Origin of the sequence: Streptomyces sp. NRRL F-5630, from assembly GCF_000719475.1 — a bacterium.
In the GTDB taxonomy this organism is placed as follows: Bacteria; Actinomycetota; Actinomycetes; order Streptomycetales; family Streptomycetaceae; genus Streptomyces.
Genome location: NZ_JOGO01000019.1, coordinates 90,527 through 112,740, shown reverse-complemented (window position 1 = coordinate 112,740; position 22,214 = coordinate 90,527). Strand labels below are relative to the sequence as shown.

The 22,214-nt window shown below is 71.4% G+C and carries 14 protein-coding genes and 1 pseudogene; 10 read left to right on the top strand and 5 right to left on the bottom strand.

All coding sequences use genetic code 11. From position 1 onward, the window contains the following. Positions 1 to 18: 18 nt before the first annotated feature. Positions 19 to 1,128: a multiple monosaccharide ABC transporter substrate-binding protein gene (chvE, locus tag IF99_RS0112190; protein ID WP_030996443.1), complete on the bottom strand. Its 1,110-nt coding sequence runs from the start codon at positions 1,126 to 1,128 to the stop codon at positions 19 to 21. Between the two features lie 300 nt (positions 1,129 to 1,428). Between chvE and IF99_RS0112185 the strand changes: the two genes are divergently transcribed. The 5 genes from IF99_RS0112185 to IF99_RS0112160 all read left to right on the top strand — a co-directional run bounded on the left by IF99_RS0112185 (position 1,429) and on the right by IF99_RS0112160 (position 8,355). Beyond that, positions 1,429 to 2,481, top strand: coding sequence for a LacI family DNA-binding transcriptional regulator (locus IF99_RS0112185; protein ID WP_030996442.1), 1,053 nt, complete (start codon positions 1,429 to 1,431; stop codon positions 2,479 to 2,481). Positions 2,482 to 2,657: 176 nt separating this feature from the next. Beyond that, positions 2,658 to 4,418 (top strand): ribulokinase, encoded by a 1,761-nt coding sequence (gene araB / locus IF99_RS0112180; RefSeq protein ID WP_267882240.1) that lies wholly within the window; start codon positions 2,658 to 2,660, stop codon positions 4,416 to 4,418. A 45-nt stretch (positions 4,419 to 4,463) separates the two neighbouring features. After that, entirely contained in the window at positions 4,464 to 6,008 is a 1,545-nt protein-coding gene (araA, locus tag IF99_RS0112175; RefSeq protein WP_030996440.1) for an L-arabinose isomerase, read from the top strand. A 49-nt stretch (positions 6,009 to 6,057) separates the two neighbouring features. Beyond that, a complete protein-coding gene (araD, locus tag IF99_RS0112170; protein WP_030996439.1) occupies positions 6,058 to 6,771 on the top strand; it encodes an L-ribulose-5-phosphate 4-epimerase AraD in 714 nt (237 codons plus the stop codon). A 405-nt stretch (positions 6,772 to 7,176) separates the two neighbouring features. Continuing rightward, complete coding sequence (locus tag IF99_RS0112160) at positions 7,177 to 8,355, top strand: Cmx/CmrA family chloramphenicol efflux MFS transporter (protein ID WP_030996438.1); 1,179 nt, start codon at positions 7,177 to 7,179, stop codon at positions 8,353 to 8,355. Between the two features lie 51 nt (positions 8,356 to 8,406). Here IF99_RS0112160 and IF99_RS0112155 read toward each other — a convergent pair whose 3' ends face one another. From IF99_RS0112155 to IF99_RS0112140, 4 genes and pseudogenes are all read right to left on the bottom strand, one after another. Further along, entirely contained in the window at positions 8,407 to 9,912 is a 1,506-nt protein-coding gene (locus IF99_RS0112155; protein ID WP_030996437.1) for a purine-cytosine permease family protein, read from the bottom strand. 380 nt (positions 9,913 to 10,292) lie between these two features. Beyond that, positions 10,293 to 10,865: a type 1 glutamine amidotransferase domain-containing protein gene (locus IF99_RS0112150; RefSeq protein WP_030996436.1), complete on the bottom strand. Its 573-nt coding sequence runs from the start codon at positions 10,863 to 10,865 to the stop codon at positions 10,293 to 10,295. 23 nt (positions 10,866 to 10,888) lie between these two features. Continuing rightward, complete coding sequence (locus tag IF99_RS0112145) at positions 10,889 to 11,215, bottom strand: hypothetical protein (protein WP_030996435.1); 327 nt, start codon at positions 11,213 to 11,215, stop codon at positions 10,889 to 10,891. Between the two features lie 171 nt (positions 11,216 to 11,386). Next, a pseudogene (locus tag IF99_RS0112140) lies at positions 11,387 to 11,680 on the bottom strand (alcohol dehydrogenase catalytic domain-containing protein); the annotation flags it as partial. A 514-nt stretch (positions 11,681 to 12,194) separates the two neighbouring features. Between IF99_RS0112140 and IF99_RS0112135 the strand changes: the two are divergent. From IF99_RS0112135 to IF99_RS0112115, 5 genes are all read left to right on the top strand, one after another. Continuing rightward, positions 12,195 to 15,968, top strand: a complete 3,774-nt coding sequence (locus IF99_RS0112135) for a GH92 family glycosyl hydrolase (protein WP_030996433.1) — start codon at positions 12,195 to 12,197, stop codon at positions 15,966 to 15,968. Between the two features lie 376 nt (positions 15,969 to 16,344). After that, the gene (gene uppS, locus IF99_RS0112130) at positions 16,345 to 17,100 is read left to right on the top strand and encodes a polyprenyl diphosphate synthase (protein WP_199806488.1); all 756 of its coding nucleotides are present in this window, start codon (positions 16,345 to 16,347) and stop codon (positions 17,098 to 17,100) included. Then, the gene (locus IF99_RS0112125; protein WP_030996431.1) at positions 17,097 to 18,545 is read left to right on the top strand and encodes an oxygenase MpaB family protein; all 1,449 of its coding nucleotides are present in this window, start codon (positions 17,097 to 17,099) and stop codon (positions 18,543 to 18,545) included. The genes uppS and IF99_RS0112125 overlap by 4 nt, the downstream gene beginning before the upstream one ends. Before the next feature lie 170 nt (positions 18,546 to 18,715). Continuing rightward, entirely contained in the window at positions 18,716 to 19,540 is an 825-nt protein-coding gene (locus IF99_RS0112120; protein WP_234340673.1) for an ABC transporter ATP-binding protein, read from the top strand. Positions 19,541 to 19,610: 70 nt separating this feature from the next. Continuing rightward, positions 19,611 to 22,130, top strand: coding sequence for an ABC transporter permease (locus IF99_RS0112115; protein ID WP_030996429.1), 2,520 nt, complete (start codon positions 19,611 to 19,613; stop codon positions 22,128 to 22,130). Positions 22,131 to 22,214: the final 84 nt, after the last annotated feature.

Genomic DNA, 22,214 nt, shown 5'->3' with positions numbered 1-22,214 from the left:
TGCCGGGTATCGGGGCGGTCACCGCAGGTCCTCGGCCTTGAGGTAGCCGGAGTCCAGGATCTCGGCCTTGTAGTTGCTCCTGTCCACACTGACCGGGGGCAGGAGGTAGGCGGGCACGACCTTCTTGCCGTTGTCGTACGTGGTGGTGTCGTTGGTCTTCGGCTTCTTTCCCTTCAGCACCGCCTCGACCATGTCCGAGGCCACCTGGGCGAGCTTGCGGGTGTCCTTGTAGACGGTCTGGGTCTGTTCGCCCTTGATGATCGACTTCACGGACGACGCCTCCGCGTCCTGCCCGGTGACCACGGGCAGGGGCTTGGCCTTGGAGCCGTAGCCGTCGGACTTGAGGGCCGAGAGGATGCCGATGGAGATCCCGTCGGCCGGGGAGAGGACCGCGTCCACCCGGCGCGTGGAGTAGGCCGAGGTGAGCAGGTCGTCCATCCGCCGCTGGGCTGTGCCTCCGTCCCAGCGCAGCGTGGTGATCTGGTTGAGATGGGTCTGCCGCGAGCGGACGACCAGGCGCTTGTCGTCGATGAAGGGCTTGAGGACCTTCATCGCGCCGTTGAAGAAGTACTTGGTGTTGTTGTCGTCGTTCGATCCGGCGAACAACTCGATGTTGAAGGGCCCCTTGCCGGGATCGTCCTTCAGGCCGAGCTTGTCCACGATGTAGGAGCCCTGGAGTTCGCCGACCTTCTCGTTGTCGAACGAGGCGTAGTAGTCGACGTGCGGGGAGCCGAGGATCAGCCGGTCGTAGGAGATGACGGGGATATCGGCTTCGGATGCCTGCTGGAGCACGTTGGAGAGGGCCTCGCCGTTGATCGCGGCGATGACGAGGGCGTCCACCCCCTGCGTGATCATGTTCTCGATCTGCGAGACCTGCTGGTCGGGGTCGTCCTCTCCGTACTGGAGGGTGGTCTTGAACCCCGCCTTCTTCAGGCTCGTCGTCACGTTCCGTCCGTCGGCTATCCAGCGCTCGGAGGACTTGGTGGGCATGGCGACCCCGATGGTCCGGGGGCCGTCACCCGAATCCGGCCGGCTGCCGCCCTCGCTGTTCTGGCCGCAGGCGGTCAGCAGCAGGGCGGACGTGAGGGCGGTGGAGAGGAGGGGAAGAGCGGCTCGTCGGTTCTTCATGGTCGTTACCTGGCATTCCCGTCATTGGGGCGGCTCTGGGGCGGCTTGCGAGGTGGTGGCTGGAGAAAGCTGGCGGAGCTGCTTCGGTGTTGCGGTGTGGCTGCGGAGCCGGACGTGGCGGCCGTGAGACCGCCACCGGGATGCCGACTGGCCATCGGCCACTGGGATTGTTAGCGCTCACACATGATCAGGGCAAGAGGCGTTAAGGTGTTTCTCGTATTCGAGGTGAGCCGGCCGCGCCTTCGCACAGCGTGCCGTGACCCGGCCCGGCCGCGGCCCTCGTCCGAAGGAAGTAAGGCAATGACCCGCTCCACGGAGGCCGTCCGTCCGCCGACCATGGCGGACGTCGCCAAGGAAGCGGGGGTCTCCCACCAGACCGTCTCCCGAGTGCTCAGCGGCCATCCCAACGTACGCGCTTCCACCCGCGAGCAGGTGACGGCGGCGATCGAGCGGCTGGGCTACCGCCGCAACCCGGCGGCCAGGGCACTGGTCACCCGGCGCACCCGCACGCTCGGCGTCGTCGCGGTGGACCCGACGCTCTACGGCCCCGCCAGCACGCTGGCCGGACTCCAGGAGGCCGCCCGCGACGAGGGCTATCTCGTCTCCACGGTGACCCTGCGCAACGGCGTCGGCCAAGCCCTCGCCGACGCGTTCGACCACTTGGCGGCCTGGGGCGTGGAGGGGGCCGTCGTGCTCACCCCGCAGCGCTCCAGCGTCCGAGCGCTGACCCGGCTGACCCCTCCCTTCCCGGTCGTCACGGTGGAGGGCGGCCATGACCTGGACATCCCGGGCGTCTCCCTCGACCAGGAGTTGGGCGCGCGCCTGGTCACCGAGCATCTGCTGGCCGCCGGCCACGGGACCGTCTGGCACGTGGCCGGGCCGGAGGACTGGCTGGAGAGCGCGGCCCGGACCGAGGGCTGGCGCGCGGTCCTGGAGGAGAGAGGGATCGAACCGCCCCGAGTGCTGCGCGGGGACTGGAGTCCGCTCTCCGGCTATTACGCGGGTCAGGAGCTGGCCGGGCTGACCCTGGCCAGGCGGGGATCGGCCCCGGTGACGGCGGCCTTCGTCGCCAACGACCAGATGGCGCTGGGCGTCCTGCGGGCCCTGCGGGAGGCGGGCATTCACACCCCCCGCCAGGTGGCGGTCGCGGGTTTCGACGACATCCCCGAGGCGGGGTTCTTCCCACCGCCGCTGACCACCGTCCGCCAGGACTTCACGGCCATCGGCCGCCGCAGCATCCAGCTCCTGCTGGAGCACATCGAGGGCGTGGCGACCGGTGTGGAGCACGCCGTGGTGGAACCGCAGCTGATCGTCCGCGCCAGCACGCGGGCCCCGGGCGACGCCCCGGCCTGAGAGGCCGACGCCCGTTCGCCCCGCGGTTCCCGGCACGAGGTCCGCCGCCTCCCCCGTGACCACCCCGCGCTCATCTCCGCCTGTCCCCCCTCTTGCCCCAGCGGATTGTGAGCGCTAACAATCAGAGGGCGGTGACGCCCCCCGCACCTCGATTCCTGTGACAGAGAGTCTTGTCCGTGCCTCCTCAGTCCGTCCCGCCCAGCCACTTCCCCGACGCCAAAGCTCCCCTCCCCGGCACAGACCCCGCCTGTGCTCCCGACGCCTGTACGGTCGGCATCGATTTCGGCACCCTTTCGGCGCGGGCCGTCGTGGTGCGGGTCCGAGACGGCGCCGAACTGGGCTCCGCCGTCCACACATACCGCCATGGCGTCATCGACCGGAGCCTGCCCGGGTCGGCGGTCCCGCTGCCGCCCGACTACGCCCTCCAGGACCCGCGTGACTGGCGCGAGGCCCTGCGGACGGCGGTACCGCGGGCGCTCGGCGCAGCGGGCGTCGACCCGGCTCTCGTCATCGGCGTCGGCACCGACTTCACCTCCTGCACCGTCCTCCCGGTCACGACCGACGGCGTCCCACTGGCCGAGCAGCCCGCCTGGGCCGAACGCCCGCACGCCTGGCCCAAGCTGTGGAAGCACCATGCCGCCCAGGGCCAGGCCGACCGCATCAACGCCCTCGCGCACGAGCGGGGGGAGGCATGGATCAGCCGGTACGGCGGCCGTATCTCCGCGGAGTGGCAGTACGCCAAAGCCCTCCAAGTCCTGGAGGAGGACCCCGAGGTCTACGCGGCCTGCGCCCGCTGGATCGAAGCGGCCGACTGGATCGTCTGGCAGCTGACCGGCACCGAGTCCCGCAACACCTGCACCGCCGGGTACAAGGGCATCCACCAGGACGGCGCCTACCCCTCGCGCGCCTATCTCGCCCAGCTCCACCCCGACTTCGCCGACTTCCCCGCCACCCGGCTCGAGCACCCCCTGCTGCCCCTCGCCGCCCGCGCCGGGACGGTCAGCGCCGAGGCCGCCGCCTGGACCGGGCTCGTCGAAGGGACGCCGGTCGCCGTTGGCAACGTCGACGCGCATGTCACGGCACCCGCCGCCGGGGCCGTGGAGAACGGCCACCTGCTCGCCATCATGGGAACCTCCACCTGCCACGTCATCAACAGCGCGGACCTGGTCGACGTCCCCGGCGTCTGCGGGGTCGTCGACGGCGGCATCGTGCCGGGGGCGTACGGCTACGAAGCCGGACAAAGCGGGGTCGGCGACATCTTCGCCTGGTGGCTTCACCAAGGCGTACCCGAGGACTACCGCGCCGCCGCCGAGGCCGCGGGCGAGGACCTGCACGACCATCTGACCGCCCTCGCGGCGAGGCAGCCGGCCGGGGCACACGGACTGGTCGCACTCGACTGGATGAACGGCAACCGCTCCACGCTCGTTGACCACGACCTCTCCGGCGTCCTGGTGGGGCTCACCCTCGGAACCCGCCCCGAGGACGTCTACCGCGCCCTGATGGAGGCCACCGCCTTCGGCACCCGCGTCATCGTGGAAACCCTGGAGGAACACGGGGTGCCGGTCACGGAGTTCATCGTCGCGGGCGGACTCAAGAAGAACACCCTGCTGATGCAGATCTACGCCGACGTGCTGCGCCGCCCCGTCTCGCTGGCCACCTCCGACCAGGGCCCCGCCCTCGGTTCGGCGATCCACGCCGCCGTCGCCGCCGGGGCCTATCCGGACATCCGCGCCGCCGCAGCCCGGATGGGAAGCGTCGAGCGCGACGTCTACCGGCCCGACCCGGAGTCGGCCGACGTCTACGACCTCCTCTTCGCCGAATACCGCCTGCTCCACGACCACTTCGGCACCGGCGCCGATCTGCTGCTGCACCGGCTGCGCAGACTCCGCAACCAGGCCAGGTCCCGGCAGACGACCCCGGAACGGCCGGGACCCTGACCGTTCCCCTGCCCCGGCCCTCACCGCACGAAGGAGACCCTGCCCATGCCCGCCGCCCCCACCGACAGCGAGATCTGGTTCCTCACCGGCAGCCAGTCGCTCTACGGCGAGGACACCCTCGCCCAAGTCGCCGCCCAGTCACGGCAGACGGCCGAGGAGCTTGCCGCCGGCCTCGCCGCCTGCGTCCAAGCCCGGCCGAGCACAGGAGCGGGGCCGGAGCCTCGGATCGTCTGGAAGCCCGTCCTGACGGGGGCCGACGCGATCCGCCGGACATGTCTGGACGCCGAGGCGGACGACCGCTGTGTGGGCCTCATCGCCTGGATGCACACCTTCTCCCCGGCCAAGATGTGGATCGCCGGACTGGCCGCCTTGCGCAAACCGCTGCTCCACCTGCACACCCAGGCCAACCGTGCCCTGCCCTGGTCCACCATCGACATGGACTTCATGAACCTGAACCAAGCGGCGCACGGGGACCGCGAGTTCGGTCACATCCAGTCCCGTCTGGGGGTCGCGCGCAAGACCGTCACCGGACACGTCGGTGATCCGGAGGCGGTCCGCCGCATCGACGCGTGGACGCGGGCCGCCGTCGGCCGGGCCGAGTTCGCCAGGCTGCGCCTCGCCCGCTTCGGCGACAACATGCGCGATGTCGCGGTCACCGAGGGCGACAAAGTCGAGGCCCAGTACCGGCTCGGCACCTCCGTCAACACCTATGGCGTCAACGAGCTGGTGGAAGCCGTGGACGCCGTCGAGGACCATACCGTCCTCGACCTCACCGAGCGGTACGCCGACACCTACGCCCTGGCCCCCGAGCTGCGTCCCGGCGGGGAACGCCACGCCTCCCTGCGGTACGCCGCCCGCATCGAGGCCGGTCTGCGCGGCTTCCTCACCGAGGGGGGCTTCGCGGCGTTCACCACCAACTTCGAGGACCTCGGCGGACTGCGGCAGCTGCCGGGCCTGGCCGTCCAGCGCCTGATGGCCGACGGCTACGGGTTCGGTGGCGAGGGCGACTGGAAGACCGCCGCCCTCCTCCGGGCCACCAAGGCCATGGCGTACGGGCGGCCGGGCGGCACCTCCTTCATGGAGGACTACACCTACGACCTCACCCCGCAGGGCGGCCTCGTCCTCGGCGCCCACATGCTGGAGGTCTGTCCCTCCCTCACCACCTCGGTCCCCTCCTGTGAGATCCACCCGCTGAGCATCGGCGGCCGGGAGGACCCCGTCCGCCTGGTCTTCGACGCCGACCCCGGAGCCGGACTCGTCGTCGGCCTGGCCGACATGGGCAGCCGCTTCCGCCTGGTCGCCAACGAGGTCGAGATCATCGCCCCACCCGCCCCGCTGCCGCTGCTCCCCGTGGCCCGCGCGGTCTGGCGGCCCGCACCCGATCTGCGTACCTCCACCGAGGCGTGGCTGACCGCCGGGGCCCCGCACCACACAGTGCTGACCACGGCCCTGACGCGCGAGGAGTTCGAGGACCTCGCAGACATGCTGGCCGTCGAACTCGCGGTGATCGACGCGGAGACGACCGTACGGCGTTTCGCCCAGGAACTGCGCTGGAACCAGGCGTACCACCGGCTGGCCGACGCCCTGTGACCCGGCCCGCCGAGACGACCACTCTTCTCCCCCCGCCAGGAGCCCCGCCATGTCCCGGACAGCTTTCGCGAAACTGCGCCACGAGGTCCTCACCGCCAACCTCCGCCTGCCCCGCGCCGGCCTGGCAACCCTGACCTGGGGCAACGTCAGCGGTGTCGACCGCGAGGCGGGCGTCTTCGTCATCAAACCCTCGGGGGTGCCGTACGACCGGCTCACCGAGGACCATCTCGTCGTCGTCGCCCTCTCCGACGGGCGGGTCGTCGAGGGTGACCTGCGCCCCTCCACCGACACCGAGACGCACCGCAGCCTCTACCGGGCCTTCCCGTCGATCGGCGGCATCACCCACACCCACTCCCCGCACGCCGTAGCCTTCGCACAGGCCCGGCGGCCCATACCAGTCCTCGGCACCACACATGCGGACACCTTCGACGGCGAAGTGCCCGTCACCGCCCCGCTCACCCGGGAACAGTGCACGCGCGACTACGAGTTCAACACGGGACAAGTCATCGTGGAGCTGCTGGAAGGCGCCGACGAACGAGCCCGCACCGTGCCTGCCGCGCTCGTCGCCCACCACGGCCCGTTCACCTGGGGCGCCGACGCCCACGTCTCGCTCGACCATGCCGTCGTCTGCGAGGCGGTCGCGGAAATGGCGCTGCACACCCTCGCCCTGGGGGCCGTCACGCCCCCGCAGCACCTGCTGGACCGCCACTTCACCCGTAAGCACGGCGCGACGGCGTACTACGGCAACTCAGGAAAGGTGTGATCGCGGGAACACTGCGTTTCACCGGCCGTTCTTCGCACCGGTGGGACAGGGAGGGCGCTCTCACCGGCGACCGCGTGCACGGACCTGGCAGTGCTGGTGGTCATGGGTGACCTGGTCGGTCGCCTCGTCTTGCCAGGCGTCGAGGGAGCGGAAATGCCGTGGCCCCTCCTCGGTCTCCGGGGTATCGTGCGCGGCATGTCGAGTCCCGAGTCGGACAGGTCGGGGGCTTTCGGTCACGCCGTCAGCCCCCTGAACCACTGAGCTTGCGCACCACCGCGCCGGTGAGCCGCTGAGCCACCGCGCTCCGCGCACCGCTGTCGCCGTACGGGCGGGCGGGCGCGCTCCGGGGACCGACGGCGATGACGAGACGACCTCTCGTACCTCGCCCCTCCCCGGAGCCGTTCGATGCCTTTCGCCCTGTACCCGCTCGCCCTGGCCGTGTTCGCCATGGGGACATCGGAGTTCATGCTCGCCGGCCTGCTGCCCGGACTCGCGCCGGATCTCGGTGTCACGGTCGCCACGGCCGGCCTGCTCACGCCCGCCTTCGCCGTCGGCATGATCGTCGGAGCGCCGCTCGTCGCCGTACTCGCCCGCGCGTTGCCGCGGCGCGCCTGTCTCCTCGCCTCCGTCCTCGTCTTCGGCGCCGCCCACGCGGTGGGGGCTCTCACGGCGAGCTTCGCCGTGCTGTGCGCCACCCGGGTCGTCGCCGCGCTCGCGCACGCGGGGTTCCTCGCGCTCGCGCTGCCCGCCGCGGCGGCGCTCGTACCGCCGGACCGCACCGGGCGCGCGCTCGCCGTGCTGCTCGCGGGCACGACGGTGGCGACGGTCGCCGGGGTCCCCGGTGGGGCGGCGCTCGGCGCCCTGTACGGCTGGCGGACGGTGTTCTGGGGGCTCGCGGCGCTGTGTGTGCCGGTGGCGCTCGGCGTGCTCACGGGGGTGCCCGCCGGGCGTGGCGCGGTGGGCGGCTCCGCACTGCGGGTGGAGGCGGCGGTGCTGCGCAGGCCGCCGCTGCTTCTCGCGATGCTGCTCGGCGCGCTCGTCAACGCGGCGACCTTCGCGAGCTTCACCTACCTCGCCCCGGTCGTGACGGGCCCCGCCGGTCTCGGGGAGCGCTGGGTCGCCGTGGCCTTGATGCTCTTCGGCGCGGGCTCCTTCGCGGGGGTCACGCTCGCGGGCCGCTTCTCGGACCGCCGTCCGGGTCTCCTGCTCGCGATCACGGGCCCGGCGCTGCTCTTCGGCTGGCCCGCGCTCGCCCTCGCGGCGGGCGTGCCGGCCGTCCTGCTGCCACTCGTCTGCGTCCAGGGCGCGTTGTCCTTCGCTCTCGGCAGCACCCTCATCACGCGGGTCCTGTACGAGGCGGGCGGGGCGCCGACGCTGGCGGGCGCCTGCGCGACGACGGCGCTCAACGTCGGCGCGGCGGCGGGCCCCCTCCTCGCCGCCCCGTCGCTCACGACACCCGCCGGCCCGCGCGGTCCCCTGTGGACGAGCACGTTCCTGATCGCGCTCGCCCTGCTCGTGGCCCACCGCTCACGGCCACTGCCGACGGGCGGCGACACCGCGCCGGAGGGGGCGCCGACGCGGTAGGTATGGCTCGCCCCGTGAAACAGACCCGCGCCCGTCCGGCGGTGCCAGGTGTCAGCCCGTGGCCTCCCCCACGAGCGCCGCCTTGTACCCCGCCGCCGCGGGCGGGAGGGTGTCGTCCGGGTTGTCCACCGCGCCCCAGATCATCTCCTCGGGGACGCGGGCCGCGCGGTCGCCGCGGGCCAGGAGCGCGTAGAGGGCGGCCGGGACGACGAGGCCGATGATCCAGGAGATGTCGGCGCCACCGAGGGGGTCAACAAGGGGGCCCGTGTAGAACTCGGTCGAGATGAAGGGGAGCTGGACGAGGATGCCGAGGACGTACGTGGTGATCGCGCGCCAGCGCCAGCCGCCGTAGCGGCCATTCGGGTCGGAGAGCGCCGGGAGGTCGTACCGCTCCTTGGCGATGACGTAGTAGTCGACCAGGTTGATCGCGCTCCACGGGGTGAAGAAGATCAGGAGAAAGAGCAGGAACGTCGAGAACGAGTCCAGGAAGTCGCCGCGCCCGAGCAGCGCGACGATCGTCCCGGCGAGCATGATCGCGAGGACGTACCCGGCGCGCCCCCGTCGGCTCAGAGTGCGCTGGCCGCGGAAGCCGGTCACGCCGGTGAGCACGGACATGAAGCCGCCGTACGTGTTGAGCACGTTGATGGTGAGCTTGCCGAGCGCGATCACGAAGTAGAGGACGGAGGCGATGATCCCCGTCCCGCCGAGCCCGACGACGTAGCCGACCTCGTCGCCCGCGATGGCGCCCGCCGAGGCCGCGGCGGCGAGCGCTCCGAAGGCCATCGACCACTGCGAGCCGAGCACCGTGCCGCCGAGCGTGCACCAGAAGGTGGCGCCCGCGGAGGTGTCGCGCGGCAGGTAGCGGGAGTAGTCGGCGACGTAGGGGCCGAAGGCGAGTTGCCAGGAGGCGGAGAGCGAGATGGCGAGGAGGAAGGCGGGGAGGTGGAAGGAGTGGTCGGCGAGGAGGTCGCCGAGGGGGACGCGCTGGAGGAGGCGGACGCCGAGGTAGAGGAAGGCGAGGGCGCCGACGACGCTCGCCACGCGGCCGAGGCGGTGGATGACGCGGTAGCCGACGACCGCGGTGAGCGCGAAGACGACGATGCCGGTGACGTCGCCGAGGTGGGTGAGGTGGCCCACGGCCTGCCCGGCGAGGACGGTACCGCTGGCGAAGAAGCCGACGTACATCACGACGACGCACACGAGCGGGACGATCGCCCCGTGGACGCCGAACTGCGCGCGGCTGGAGATCATCTGCGGCAGCCCGAGGCGGGGGCCCTGGGCGGAGTGCAGGGCCATGACGGCGCCGCCGAGGAGGTTGCCGAGCAGCAGGCCGATGAGCGACCAGAAGGCGTCGGCGCCGAGGACGACGGCGAGCGCCCCCGTCACGACGGCGGTGATCTGGAGGTTGGCGCCGCACCACAGCGTGAACTGGCTGAAGGGGCGGCCGTGCCGCTCGGCGTCGGGGACGGCCTCGATGGAGCGGCGCTCGACGAGACCGCCGGGGGCGGGCGTCCCGGCGGGGGACGGCGTGGTGCCGGTGGAGCGGGGAGCTGACATGGACGGGCTCCTGGTGACGGTCGGCGAGGGGACGTACGGCGGAAGGGAGCCCGCGAAGAGCCCCCGCACTGAGTAAATATTTCCATTCAGGCTAGAACTTGTTGAATGGATGTCAATACTCCGGCCGCTTTCCGTCCTCCCTTGCGTGACATGTCCGCCCAGCTCACCGGCTTCCCGGCCGACCCCGCCCCGCGCCGTCGGTACCGCCCTCGCGGACGTGCTCCCCGCGCCGGGGGCGGTAGCGGCAGAGCGCGGGGACGTACCCCCTCATGACGAACGGCCGGGAGCAGCGGGGTCCCACGGGCGCGCTGCCCGCGGGAGCCGTGCTCCCGGCCGTGCGTGCCGCGTCCCGCCGGTCGTGGCGGGACACGCCCGCGGTGTCAGGCCGCAGCCAGCACCGCGTCGATCTCGCCGAGGAAGGCATCGAGGTCGCCCGGGTTGCGGGAGGTGATCAGCGTGAATCCCTCCGCGTCGCAGCGGACGACCTCCTTGTCGGCCCACTGGGCCGCGCCCGCGTTCGTGATGTCGGTCCTCAGCGACGGGTACGAGGTCAGGGACTTGCCCCGGACCGCGCCGGTCTCGACGAGGAGCCACGGTCCGTGGCAGATCGCGGCGACGGGACGGCCACCGGAGGTGAAGTCACGGGCGATGCGCTGCGCGTTCTCGTCCAGGCGCAGGGTGTCCGCGTTGAGCGTGCCGCCGGGGACGAGGAGCAGTGCGTACTGCCCCGGGTCGACGTCGGCGAGTTTCGCCTCGGGGGTCACGGTCCTGCCGGGGTCCTTGTCCCCGACAAGGGTCTGGACGGGGTCCTCCTTCACCGCCGCGACGGTCACCTCGGCTCCCGCCTTCCGCAGGTGCTCGACGGGGACGACCAGCTCGTCCTGCTCGACGCCGTAGTTCGTGACGATGGCGAGCACCTTGTGCCCGCTGAGGTCGGGGGTGTTCTCCGCCATGATGCTCCTTTCCTCGGGCCGCTTCAGCGGCCGACGGCCTTGCGCAGTTCCTGCTTGTTCATCGAGGAACGGCCCCGGACGTTCTTCTTCTTCGCCTCTTCGTAGAGCTGGTCGCGCGTGGGCCCCTCGGCGCCGCTGTGCGAGCGCTGTCCACCCCGCTCGTAGCTCGACTTCGGGTCACGCGTGGAGACCTTGCTCGCGGTACGGGACTCGCCGGAGCGCGCCCGCTCCTTGTTCACGGTCCGGGCCGCGATCTCCTCGGCCCGCCCCTCGGACGTGCCCCGCTGCTCCTCGCTGTCCTTGATGTGCTCGTACTGACGCTCGCGCTTGCGGTTGGAACCTGCCGGCACGATGCTCACCTCTTTCCTTTCTGTCCCTCCGGTACCCCGTTCAGGGCTTCAGGATCACCTTCGTCCAGCCCGGTTCGTGGCCGTCGAAGTCGCGGTACGCGTCCGGGGCGTCGGCGAGGGGGAGTTCGTGCGAGACGAGGAAGGAAGGAGGGGCGCGGTCGTGGTGGATGAGCCGCGCTCGCCGTTCTCGCAGAAGCCGCAGCCGATGTTGAAGCGCAGGCTGATGCGGTCGCCGACGTGGACGCCGTAGACCCCTTCGCCGGTCTCCACGACGACGCCGAGGGTCTCGTGACCCAGGACGCGGCCCTGCTCCCTCGTCGTGCGGCCCTCGTACATGGGGAGATCGGAGCCGCAGATATGGGTGGACGTGACGCGGACCAGCACGTCGGTGGGGCGTTCGATCCGGGCGTCGGGTACGTCTTCGACCGCCACCGGCTGGGGGCCTTCGTAGACGAGTGCCTTCATCGCGTGATCACCTGATTCCGGCCGGTCGCGACAGCGGGGGGACGACGGGCGTGCGGGGTGTCACCCCGCGAGAGTCCCTCCGCTCCGTTGGTCCGCCTCCGGGGCCGCTCGCGTGCGGTTGTCGTACGGTCCGGTGCCCGCTCGGGGCCCGCGCAGCCAGGCGCGGTCGTCCTCGCGGCACCTCTCCCCAGCGTGCGCCCCGAAGCCCGCACCCGCATCCGCCACCAGGCGCCGGGCCCCTCGCACGGCTCCCCCCACCGTCGGTTTCAGGCCAAGCTTTACGTCCGCCCGTCCTGCCTCTTGATTCCTCACCCGCCTCCGGGACCTACTGGGGGGCCGGACCCCGCACAGGGTCCTGACAACGTTGTCACAGGTGGGTTCCGGGTCGTGTCCCGGAGCCGGGGAGGACGATCCGATGCCGCACGGGCCCTTGTCCAGGACGTCCCGAGGGGGCAGACCGCCGTCACGCCGCAGATCGGGAGGGGTCGTCCTCGGGGCGGCCGCTCTGCTGCTGGTGGGGACGGCGCAGGGCGCCGTCGCCGCGCCGCGCGAGGCCGCGCACCGTCCGCAGACCGCTTTCGCCTCCTCCTTCGAGGACGGCCAGAGCGCGCCCGACTGGCTCAACACCGCCGATACCGACGCCTCGGGCAAGCCGCGCCGCTCGGGCGTCGACGGCGCCTACAGCTCCGGCATCCCCGGCAACGTCACGGACCACGTGACGGCCGTGCGGGCGAGCGCGGAGAACACGGCGGGCGGAGAGGTCGCGGCCAACCTCGCGGACGGCCTGCCGGGCACGAAGTGGCTGACCTTCGAGAACAAGGGCTGGGTGGAGTTCGACCTCGACGCCCCGCAGTCCATCACGCGGTACGCGCTCGTCTCGGCCAACGACCACGACGAGCGCGACCCGCGCGACTGGACCCTCCAGGGCTCCGCGGACGGCAAGGAGTGGAAGACGCTCGACACGCGCGCGGGTGAGAGGTTCACCGAGCGGGCGCAGTCGAAGACGTACGAGATCGGCGGCACGCCCGCCGCGTACGCGCACTACCGCCTGGACGTCACCGCGAACAACGGCGGCCCGGACGCGACCCAGCTCGCCGAGGTGCAGCTCTCCACGGGCGGGAGCGATCCCGCGCCGCCGAAGGACATGAGCACGCTCGTCGACCACGGCCCGAGCGGCTCGCCGACCGCCAAGGCGGGCGCGGGCTTCACGGGGACGCACGCGCTGCGCTACTCGGGCACGCACCAGGCGAAGGGGCGCGGCTACGCGTACAACAAGGTCTTCGACGTGAACGTGAAGGTCCGCAAGGACACCACGCTCTCGTACAAGATCTTCCCCTCGCTGCCCGCGACGGACCTCGACTACCCGGCGACGTACGTCGCGGTCGACCTGGCCTTCACGGACGGGACGTACCTGAGCGACCTGAACGCCGTCGACCAGCTCGGCTTCCGGCTCAGCCCGCGGGGACAGGGCGCGTCGAAGGCGCTCTACGTCAACCAGTGGAACGACCGCAGCGCGCGGATCGGGAGCGTCGCGGCGGGCAAGACGATCGACCGCGTGCTCCTCGGCTACGACGCGGACAAGGGCCCGCACGCCTTCCGGGGCTGGGTCGACGACATCAGCGTCAAGGAAGAGGCCGCGCCGCGGCCGAAGCCCTACCTCTCCGACTACGCGACGACGACGCGGGGCACCAACTCCAGCGGTGACTTCTCGCGCGGGAACAACATCCCCGCGACCGCCGTCCCGCACGGCTTCAACTTCTGGACCCCGGTGACGAACGCGGGCTCCACGAGCTGGCTGTACGACTACGCGCGCTCCAACAACTCCGACAACCTGCCCACCATGCAGGCGATCGCTGCGAGCCACGAGCCGAGCCCGTGGATGGGCGACCGGCAGACCTTCCAGGTGATGCCCTCGCTCGCGGCCGGCACGCCGCCGACCGGGCGCACCGAGCGCGCGCTGCCCTTCCGGCACGAGAACGAGTCCGCGAAGCCGTACGAGTACGCCGTGACGTACGAGAACGGCCTGCGCGCGCAGGTCACCCCGACCGACCACGCGGCGGCGCTCCGCTTCACCTACCCCGGCGACGACGCCTCGGTGATCTTCGACAACGTCTCGGAGCAGGGCGGGCTCACGCTCGACAAGGAGCACGGCACCGTCACGGGCTACTCGGACGTCAAGAGCGGCCTCTCCACGGGGGCCACGCGCCTCTTCGTGTACGGAGTCTTCGACAAGAAGGTCACCGGCGGCGACTCCTCCGGCGTCAAGGGCTACCTGCGCTTCGACGCGGGCCGGGACCGCACCGTGACGCTGCGCCTGGCGACCTCGCTCATCGGCGTCGACCAGGCGAAGGCGAACCTGGAGCAGGAGATCCCGGCACGCAAGAGCTACGCCGCGGTGCGCACGGACGCGCGGGCGCAGTGGGAGAAGCTCATGCGCACCGTGACGGTCGAGGGCGCGAGCGAGGACCAGCTCACGACGCTCTACTCCAGCCTGTACCGGCTCTACCTGTATCCCAACTCCGGCTTCGAGAACACCGGGAGCGGGAAGAAGCCGACGTACCAGTACGCGAGCCCGTTCTCCAAGATGCCAGGGCCGGACACGGCGACGCACACCGGGGCCAAGATCGTGGACGGCAAGGTCTACGTCAACAACGGCTTCTGGGACACGTACCGCACCACCTGGCCCGCCTACTCGCTGCTCACGCCGAAGAAGGCGGGGGAACTCGTCGACGGTTTCGTGCAGCAGTACAAGGACGGCGGCTGGATCTCGCGCTGGTCCTCGCCGGGCTACGCGGACCTCATGACGGGGACGTCCTCGGACGTGGCCTTCGCGGACGCGTACACGAAGGGCGTGGACTTCGACGCGAAGGCGGGGTACGAGGCGGCGCTCAAGAACGCGACCGTCGTGCCGCCGTCCTCGGGCGTGGGCCGCAAGGGCATGAAGACCTCGCCGTTCCTCGGCTACACCTCGACCGACACGGGCGAGGGCATGTCGTGGGCGATGGAGGGCTACGTCAACGACTACGGCATCGGCCGCATGGGCGAGGCGCTGTACAAGAAGACCGGTGAGAAGCGCTACAAGGAGGAGTCCGAGTACTTCCTCAACCGGGCGCAGGACTACGTGAAGATGTTCGACAAGGACACCGGCTTCTTCCAGGGCCGCAAGGCGGACGGGTCCTGGCGTCTCCCGGCGGACAAGTACGACCCGCGTGTGTGGGGCTACGACTACACGGAGACCAACGGGTGGGGCTACGCGTTCACCGCGCCGCAGGACGCGCACGGGCTCGCGAACCTGTACGGCGGGCGTGGCGGGCTCGCGAAGAAGCTCGACACGTACTTCTCGACCCCCGAGACGGCGACGGCCGAGTTCACGGGCTCGTACGGCGGTGTCATCCACGAGATGACCGAGGCGCGCGACGTCCGCATGGGCCAGTACGGGCACAGCAACCAGGTCGCGCACCATGCCGCGTACATGTACGACGCGGCCGGGCAGCCGTGGAAGACGCAGGAGAAGATCCGCGAGGTCCTCTCCCGCCTCTACTCGGGCAGCTCGATCGGGCAGGGCTACCACGGTGACGAGGACAACGGCGAGCAGTCGGCGTGGTACCTCTTCTCCGCGCTCGGCTTCTACCCGCTCGTGATGGGCGGCCAGGAGTACGCGATCGGCTCCCCGCTCTTCACGAAGGCGACGTTGCGCCTGGAGAACGGCAAGAAGTTCACGGTCACCGCGCGCGGCAACAGCGCGAAGAACATCTACGTGCAGAGCGCGCGGCTCAACGGCAAGAAGTGGGACTCGACCGCGCTCCCGAGCGACGCCGTGGCGAAGGGCGGCACGCTGGAGTTCGTCATGGGCCCCAAGCCCTCCTCGTGGGGCAGCGGGAAGACCGCGGGGCCGCGCTCGCTCACGCAGGGCGACGCGGTCGCGAAGCCCCGTTCCGACGCGCTCCTCGACGGTCAGGGCCCGCTCACGGACAACACATCGGCGACCGAGGGGCCGCTCACGCGGGACGAGCTGCCCGTCGGCGAGGCCGTGAAGGCGGTGCAGTACACGCTCACGTCGGCGGACCGGGCCAAGGCGCCGAGCGGCTGGGTGCTCCAGGGCTCGGCCGACGGGACCTCGTGGCGGGACCTGGACAAGCGCGTCGGCGAGTCCTTCGCGTACGACCAGCAGACGCGCGTGTTCTCGGTCGCGCGTCCGGGGACGTACGCGCACTACCGGATCGTGCCGGACGCCGGCGGTACGGACGCGGCGGCGCCGCGCGTGGCGGAGGTGGAGCTGCTCGGCTGAGCCACACCCCTGCGTGCGTGACGCGGCCCCGGACCTCGTGCGGTCCGGGGCCGCGTCATGTGCGGGGCGGGGGCATGTCACGTGCGGGGCTTGGGGCGCGAGCGCCGGCCGGGGGCCGGGGCTTCCCCGGTCACGCCTTCCGGGGCACCGCCGCGGACGCCGGGCCGGCCCGCTCGGGCCCGTCATCGTCCTCGTGGTGTCCGGCATGACCGGGGCCGTGCCGCTTCGCTCGCCGCTCGGTCGTCCGTTCTACGGGTGAACGCCACGCGGAACGGCCCCGGGCGCCCGTCGTGGCTGGGACGCTGCTTCCGATCATCCGATGAGCCTTTGTCGCCGGTCCGCCGGACAGGCTCCCGGTGGACCGGAAGGGGGGACCATGACGGTCGGGTACGAGGGCGCCGCCACGCGGACGAGGAGGGCCCCGCGCCATGTGGCGTGCGTGATGGACGGCAACGGACGCTGGGCCGAGCGGCGGTCCCTGCCCAGGACGGCCGGGCACCGCGCCGCCGAGACGACGGTGATCGACATCATCGAGGCGGCCCGCTCGGCCGGGGTCGAGTGGCTGAGCCTGTACGCCTTCTCGACCGAGAACTGGAGCCGTCCGAGCGCCGAGGTCGGCTACCTCATGGACCTCGTGCGCCACACCGTGCGCAAGCACGCCTCGCTCCTGCACGCGCGCGGCATTCGCTGCCGTTTCCTCGGCGTGACCGACGCCCGCGTCCCACGGGGCCTGGCCAGGGACTTCGCCGACCTCACGACGCTGACGGCGGGAAACCGCCGGATGACCCTCACGATCGCCTTCGACCACGGCGGGCGCGGCGACATCGTCGCGGCCACGCGCTCCCTGATCCGCGCCGGGGTCCCGGCCGAGGAGGTCACCGAACGCAGCTTCGCCGCCCACCTCCCCTTCCCCGACACCCCCGACGTGGACCTCGTGATCCGCACCTCGGGCGAGCAGCGCATCTCCAACTTCATGCTCTGGCAAGTCGCCTACGCGGAATGGGTCTTCCCCTCCGTGCTCTGGCCCGACTTCCGCGCCCCGCACTTCCTGGAGTGCCTGGACCACTACCGGCACCGCGAGCGCCGCTTCGGCGGAGTTCCGGCCCAGCAGAACGGAAGCACCGCCCCATGACGACCGCCGGGGGATTCTCCCGCTACCGCAAGCTCTTCGACGACCCTCGCTGGGCGCCCGCGCTCGTCCGCGCCACCGTCCTGGAGGCCGCCCACCCGCAGGTCGGCGCCGCCCTCATCGACAACTCCACCTTCGTCACGCACCCGTGGCGCCGCCTGCGCAATACCTTCCACAGCATGCGCCGCATGTGCGACGCCGACGAGGCGGTACGGGCCAGGGAGGCCGCCCGGCTCAACCGGCTGCACGCACGGCTGAAGGGTGAGTGCCGCGATCAGCGTCCCTACGACGCGATGGACCCGGCCGCGCGCGCCTGGGTCCTCGCGACCATCTTCGAGAGCGCCGTCACGATGTACCGGCTGAGCGGGCAGCCGCTGGCGCACGAGGAGATCGAGGGCCTCTACGAGGAGACCAAAGGCTACCTGCGCGCGCTCGGCGAGGAGGACGCCCACCTGCCGCCCACGACCGGGGAGTTCTGGCCGTACTACGACGCCACGGTGGAGCGCGAGCTGGAGGACACCGAGGCGATGCGGATCATCCTCTACAAACTCTTCGACCACCTCCCCGCGCCCGGGGTGCTGAGCGGGCTGCCCACCGTGTGGGCCACGGGCAGGGCGGTGGCGGGGCCATTGATCGGGGCGGTCACCGTGGCCTCGCTGCCCGAGCCGTTCCGGCGGCGCGCCGGGCTCCCCGAGTTGCCCGGGGTGACCACGCTCATGCGGGGCACCTACCTCGCCGCCGGCCTGACCCGCTTCCTGCCGGAGGACTGGATCAGCGCCGAAAGCGTCGTCGACGTGCTCTCGGCCACGCCCGGCGGTGACGATCCCGCCTCGCGCACGGCGGCGGCGCTGCACGAGCGGCTGCGGCGTGCCGGGGCCTTCCTCCGTCTCCTCTCGCCCCTGCCGGTGCCCGAGCCCGCCGCGTCCTCCGTGCCGGTGCACAGCGGCGCCGAGGAGTTCTTCCGCGACGTGCTCGACCAGACCGGCGACGGGTATCTCGACTGGCCGGACCTCGCCGCCATGGCCCGGGAGATGGCGACGCGCCTCGATCTCGACGAACCCGAGGAGACCCGGCTGTACGAGGCCTTCGCGGGCTGGTGGCGCGAGCTCCAGGCCGCGCTGGACACGGACGGCGACGGGCGGGTGAGTGCGCGGGAGTACGCGAGCAACACTGCTGGGCTCGCCGGACCGGCGCTCATCCGGGTCGCGGAGGTCCTCTTCGCGGCGACCGACCGCGACGGCAACGGCACCATCGACGCCGAGGAGTACCGCGCGCTCTTCCGCACGGCGTTCCGCCGCGAGACGGCGGACACGGGCGGCGCGGGCGGAACAAAGAGCGCGAGTGGCGCGGACACGTACGATGGCGCCGCTTTCGTCCGCGCCTTCGTGTCGTTCATGTCCGGCCGCCTGCGCTCCTCGCCGTTCGACCCCTTGCTCCGGCAGCCCTGAGCGGGCTCGGGGGGGAAGAGGAGAGGAGGAGGTGGAGGCGAGGTGAGGACGTCCGGCCCTTAGGGGAGAAGGTCATACTCAAGTCGGAGACGCGGCTCCGGGGTCCGCCTCAAGTGGACCCTGGAGACACCTCTTGCGAGGGTCTACAGGAGGGGGTTCCGCCGGGAACGATGGCTGGTGTCGTCACCGTTCCCGTTTCGCAGGAGTCCCCGCTCGTGAGTGTTTTCCCCCACCTCGCCGCCCCTTCGCCCACCACCGCCGTGGCCGCGCAGGCCACGGAGCTGTCCAAGGTCTACGGGACCGGGGACACCCGCGTGGTGGCCCTGGACCAGGTCTCGATCGCGTTCCACCAGGGCGAGTTCACCGCCATCATGGGTCCCTCGGGCTCGGGCAAGTCCACGCTGATGCACTGCGTGGCGGGGCTGGACACCTTCAGCGGCGGCTCCGTGCAGCTCGGGGGCACGGAGCTGTCGCGACTCAAGGACAAGCAGCTCACCGCGCTGCGCCGGGACAAGATCGGGTTCGTCTTCCAGGCGTTCAACCTGCTGCCGACGCTGACCGCGCGGGAGAACATCACGCTGCCCCTCGACATCGCGGGCCGCAAGCCCGAGAAGGAGTGGCTGGAGCGGGTCATCTCGATGGTCGGCCTCGAAGGACGGCTCAAGCACCGGCCCACGGAGCTGTCGGGCGGCCAGCAGCAGCGTGTCGCCGTGGCCCGCGCGCTCGCCTCGCGGCCCGAGATCGTCTTCGGTGACGAGCCCACGGGGAACCTGGACTCGCGCTCGGGCGCCGAGATCCTCGGTTTCCTCCGCGCATCGGTGCGGGAGATGGGCCAGACCGTCGTGATGGTCACGCACGACCCGGTCGCCGCCGCCTACGCGGACCGGGTCGTCTTCCTAGCGGACGGCCGCATCGTCGACGAGATGCACGGGCCGACGGCGGAGCGGGTCCTCGACCGCATGAAGGAGTTCGACGGCAGGGGCCGCGTGAGCTGACGCACGCCGCCACCCCTCCCCCGCCGGTTCCACGACGGTTCCGGTCCCCTCACTTCAGGACTCCCTCACCATGTTCCGTACCGCCCTGCGCAACGTGCTCGCGCACAAGGCCCGGCTCCTCATGACCGTGCTCGCCGTCATGCTCGGCGTCGCCTTCGTCTCCGGCACCCTGGTCTTCACCGACACCTTCGGTTCCGCCTACAAGAACAAGTCCGCGAAAAGCTTCGACCACGTCTCCGTCGCCATCGAGTCCGACGGCCGTTCGGTCCCCGAGGAGGAAGGCAGCAGGAGCGCCGCTCGTCTCACCGACGCCCTCGTGCACAAGGCCGCCGCGCTGCCCGGCGCGGAGTCGGCGCTCGGGAGCGTGAACGGCTTCACCGCCCTCGCCGACAAGGACGGCAAGCTCGTCGGCGGCGGCTGGGGAAGCCGAGGCGCCAACTACTACCCGGACGGGAAGGGGCAGGACCCCCGCTGGACCTTCGTCCGGGGGAAGGCCCCGGCCTCGTCGGGTCAGGTGGCCCTCGACAGCCGGACCGCCGAGCGCACCGGCTACCGTGTCGGCGACTCCGTGCGCCTCTCGACGAACGGCTCCGTCGTGAAGGCCGAGGTCTCGGGTGTCTTCGACACGGACGACGGCAACGTCGTCGCCGGCGGCAGCCTCCTGCTCTTCGACAACACCACGGCGTTGCGCGTCCTCGGCGACGGCGAGTACGACGAGATCGACGTCAAGGCCGCACCGGGCACCTCGCAGTCCGCGCTGCTCCGGTCGGTGAAGGCCATCCTGCCCAAGGACACCGAGGCCCGCACCGGAGCGGCGCTCTCCGCGGAGCAGGACCGCATGATCGAGCAACAGACCAGTTCGACGAGTCAGATCCTGCTCCTCTTCGCCGGGATCGCGCTCTTCGTGGGCATCTTCATCATCGCCAACACCTTCACGATGCTCGTCGCCCAGCGCACGCGTGAGCTGGCCCTGATGCGCGCGGTGGGCGCCTCGCGCCGCCAGGTGACGCGCTCGGTGCTGATCGAGGCGTTCCTGATCGGTCTCGTCGCCGCCGTCGCCGGGGGCGTTCTCGGGGTCGGCGTCGCCGTCACCCTCCAGACGTTGCTGAAGGCGGGAGGGGCCGGACTGCCGGAAGGGCCGCTCGTCCTCGCCCCCCGCACGGTCCTCGTCTCGCTGCTCATCGGCATCGGCGTCACGATGATGGCCGCGTGGCTGCCGGGCCGCCGGGCCGCGAAGATCCCGCCGGTCGCCGCGATGAACAGCGTCCACGCCGTCCCGACGGTGCGCGGCCTCGTCGTCCGCAACACCCTGGGCTCCCTCGTGGTCGCGCTCGGCACCGTACTGCTCTTCAGGGACGACAACTACGTCGTCTCGGCGGGCGCGGGCATCGTCATGGTCGGCGTCATCATCCTGACGCCGTTGCTCTCGCGGCCCTTCGTCGCGGCGGCGGCGCCGCTGCTGCGGGCGTTCGGGGTGGCGGGAAGGCTCGCCCGGCTCAACGCGGTCCGCAATCCGCGCCGTACCGCGTCGACCGCGTCGGCCCTGATGATCGGTCTCACCCTCATCACCGCGATGACGGTGGTCGCGACCTCGACGAGCGGCGCGATCGACCGTATGGCGACCGCCTCGCTCAAGGCCGACTACACGGTCTCGATGGCGAACTACGAACCCCTCGCGCCCCAGGTGAACAAGACGGTGGCCGCGATTCCCGAGGTCACCGCCTCCAGCCCCGTGCGCACGGCGCACGCCGATGTGGGCGGCACCCCGAACCGGCTCTCCGGCATCGACCCGAAGAGCTTCGCCAGCCTCGTCGACCTGGATCTCGACAGCGGCTCGCTCCGGGATCTGCGGGGCGACGCGGTCATCCTGGACCGGGACACCGCCGAAGACCGGGGACTGCGCACGGGCGACCGGGTCACCGTGAAGTTCGACGACGACGGCGGCCGGGCACGGCTGCGGGTCGCGGGCGTCTACCGGCCGAACGACCTGCTCAACGGGGTCTACGTGCCGACCTCCGTCGTCGATCCCCACCTCTCGCGGATCACCGACGAGAAGGTCCTCGTCCGGATGCGGGGCGGCGCGAGCGACAAGGCGGAGGACACGCTCGTCAAGGCGCTCGGCTCCAACCCCGCTCTCAAGATCCAGGACAAGGAGGCCATCAGCGGCGAGATCGGCGGCGCCATCGACATGCTCCTGAAGATGCTGTACGGGCTGCTCGCGATGGCCGTGCTCATCGCGGTCCTCGGGGTCGTCAACACCCTGGCCATGTCGGTCTTCGAACGGCGGCACGAGATCGGGATGCTGCGGACCATCGGCCTGGACCGGGCGAAGGTCAAGCGGATGGTGCGGCTGGAGTCGGTGGTGATCTCCCTGTTCGGCGCGGTGCTCGGGGTGGGGCTCGGTCTCTTCCTCGGCTGGGTCGCGGGCGGCGCGGTCGGCGAGGAAGTCCCGACGTACCGGATGGAGGTTCCCGTCCCGCGGCTGCTCGTCTTCCTCGCGAGCGCGGCCGTGGTCGGAGTCCTCGCGGCGCTGTGGCCGGCCCGGGGCGCGGCGCGCCTCAACCCGCTCCAGGCGATCAAGGCGGAGTAGCGAGGGGAGCGGCCCACGGGGGAGGCGGGGTACGGAGCGAGGCGCGCTCCGTACCCCGCCTCCCCTCATGCACCGCGGACACCG

Excerpts from the sequence above, each read along its gene's own strand:
- IF99_RS0112115 (WP_030996429.1), top strand. The coding sequence starts at position 19,611 with ATGTTCCGTACCGCCCTGCGCAACGTGCTCGCGCACAAGGCCCGGCTC.
- chvE (WP_030996443.1), bottom strand. The coding sequence starts at position 1,128 with ATGAAGAACCGACGAGCCGCTCTTCCCCTCCTCTCCACCGCCCTCACG.
- IF99_RS0112155 (WP_030996437.1), bottom strand. The coding sequence starts at position 9,912 with ATGTCAGCTCCCCGCTCCACCGGCACCACGCCGTCCCCCGCCGGGACG.
- araD (WP_030996439.1), top strand. The coding sequence starts at position 6,058 with ATGTCCCGGACAGCTTTCGCGAAACTGCGCCACGAGGTCCTCACCGCC.
- IF99_RS0112160 (WP_030996438.1), top strand. The coding sequence starts at position 7,177 with ATGCCTTTCGCCCTGTACCCGCTCGCCCTGGCCGTGTTCGCCATGGGG.
- IF99_RS0112125 (WP_030996431.1), top strand. The coding sequence starts at position 17,097 with ATGACGACCGCCGGGGGATTCTCCCGCTACCGCAAGCTCTTCGACGAC.
- IF99_RS0112185 (WP_030996442.1), top strand. The coding sequence starts at position 1,429 with ATGACCCGCTCCACGGAGGCCGTCCGTCCGCCGACCATGGCGGACGTC.
- araA (WP_030996440.1), top strand. The coding sequence starts at position 4,464 with ATGCCCGCCGCCCCCACCGACAGCGAGATCTGGTTCCTCACCGGCAGC.
- IF99_RS0112150 (WP_030996436.1), bottom strand. The coding sequence starts at position 10,865 with ATGGCGGAGAACACCCCCGACCTCAGCGGGCACAAGGTGCTCGCCATC.
- uppS (WP_199806488.1), top strand. The coding sequence starts at position 16,345 with ATGACGGTCGGGTACGAGGGCGCCGCCACGCGGACGAGGAGGGCCCCG.
- IF99_RS0112120 (WP_234340673.1), top strand. The coding sequence starts at position 18,716 with ATGGCTGGTGTCGTCACCGTTCCCGTTTCGCAGGAGTCCCCGCTCGTG.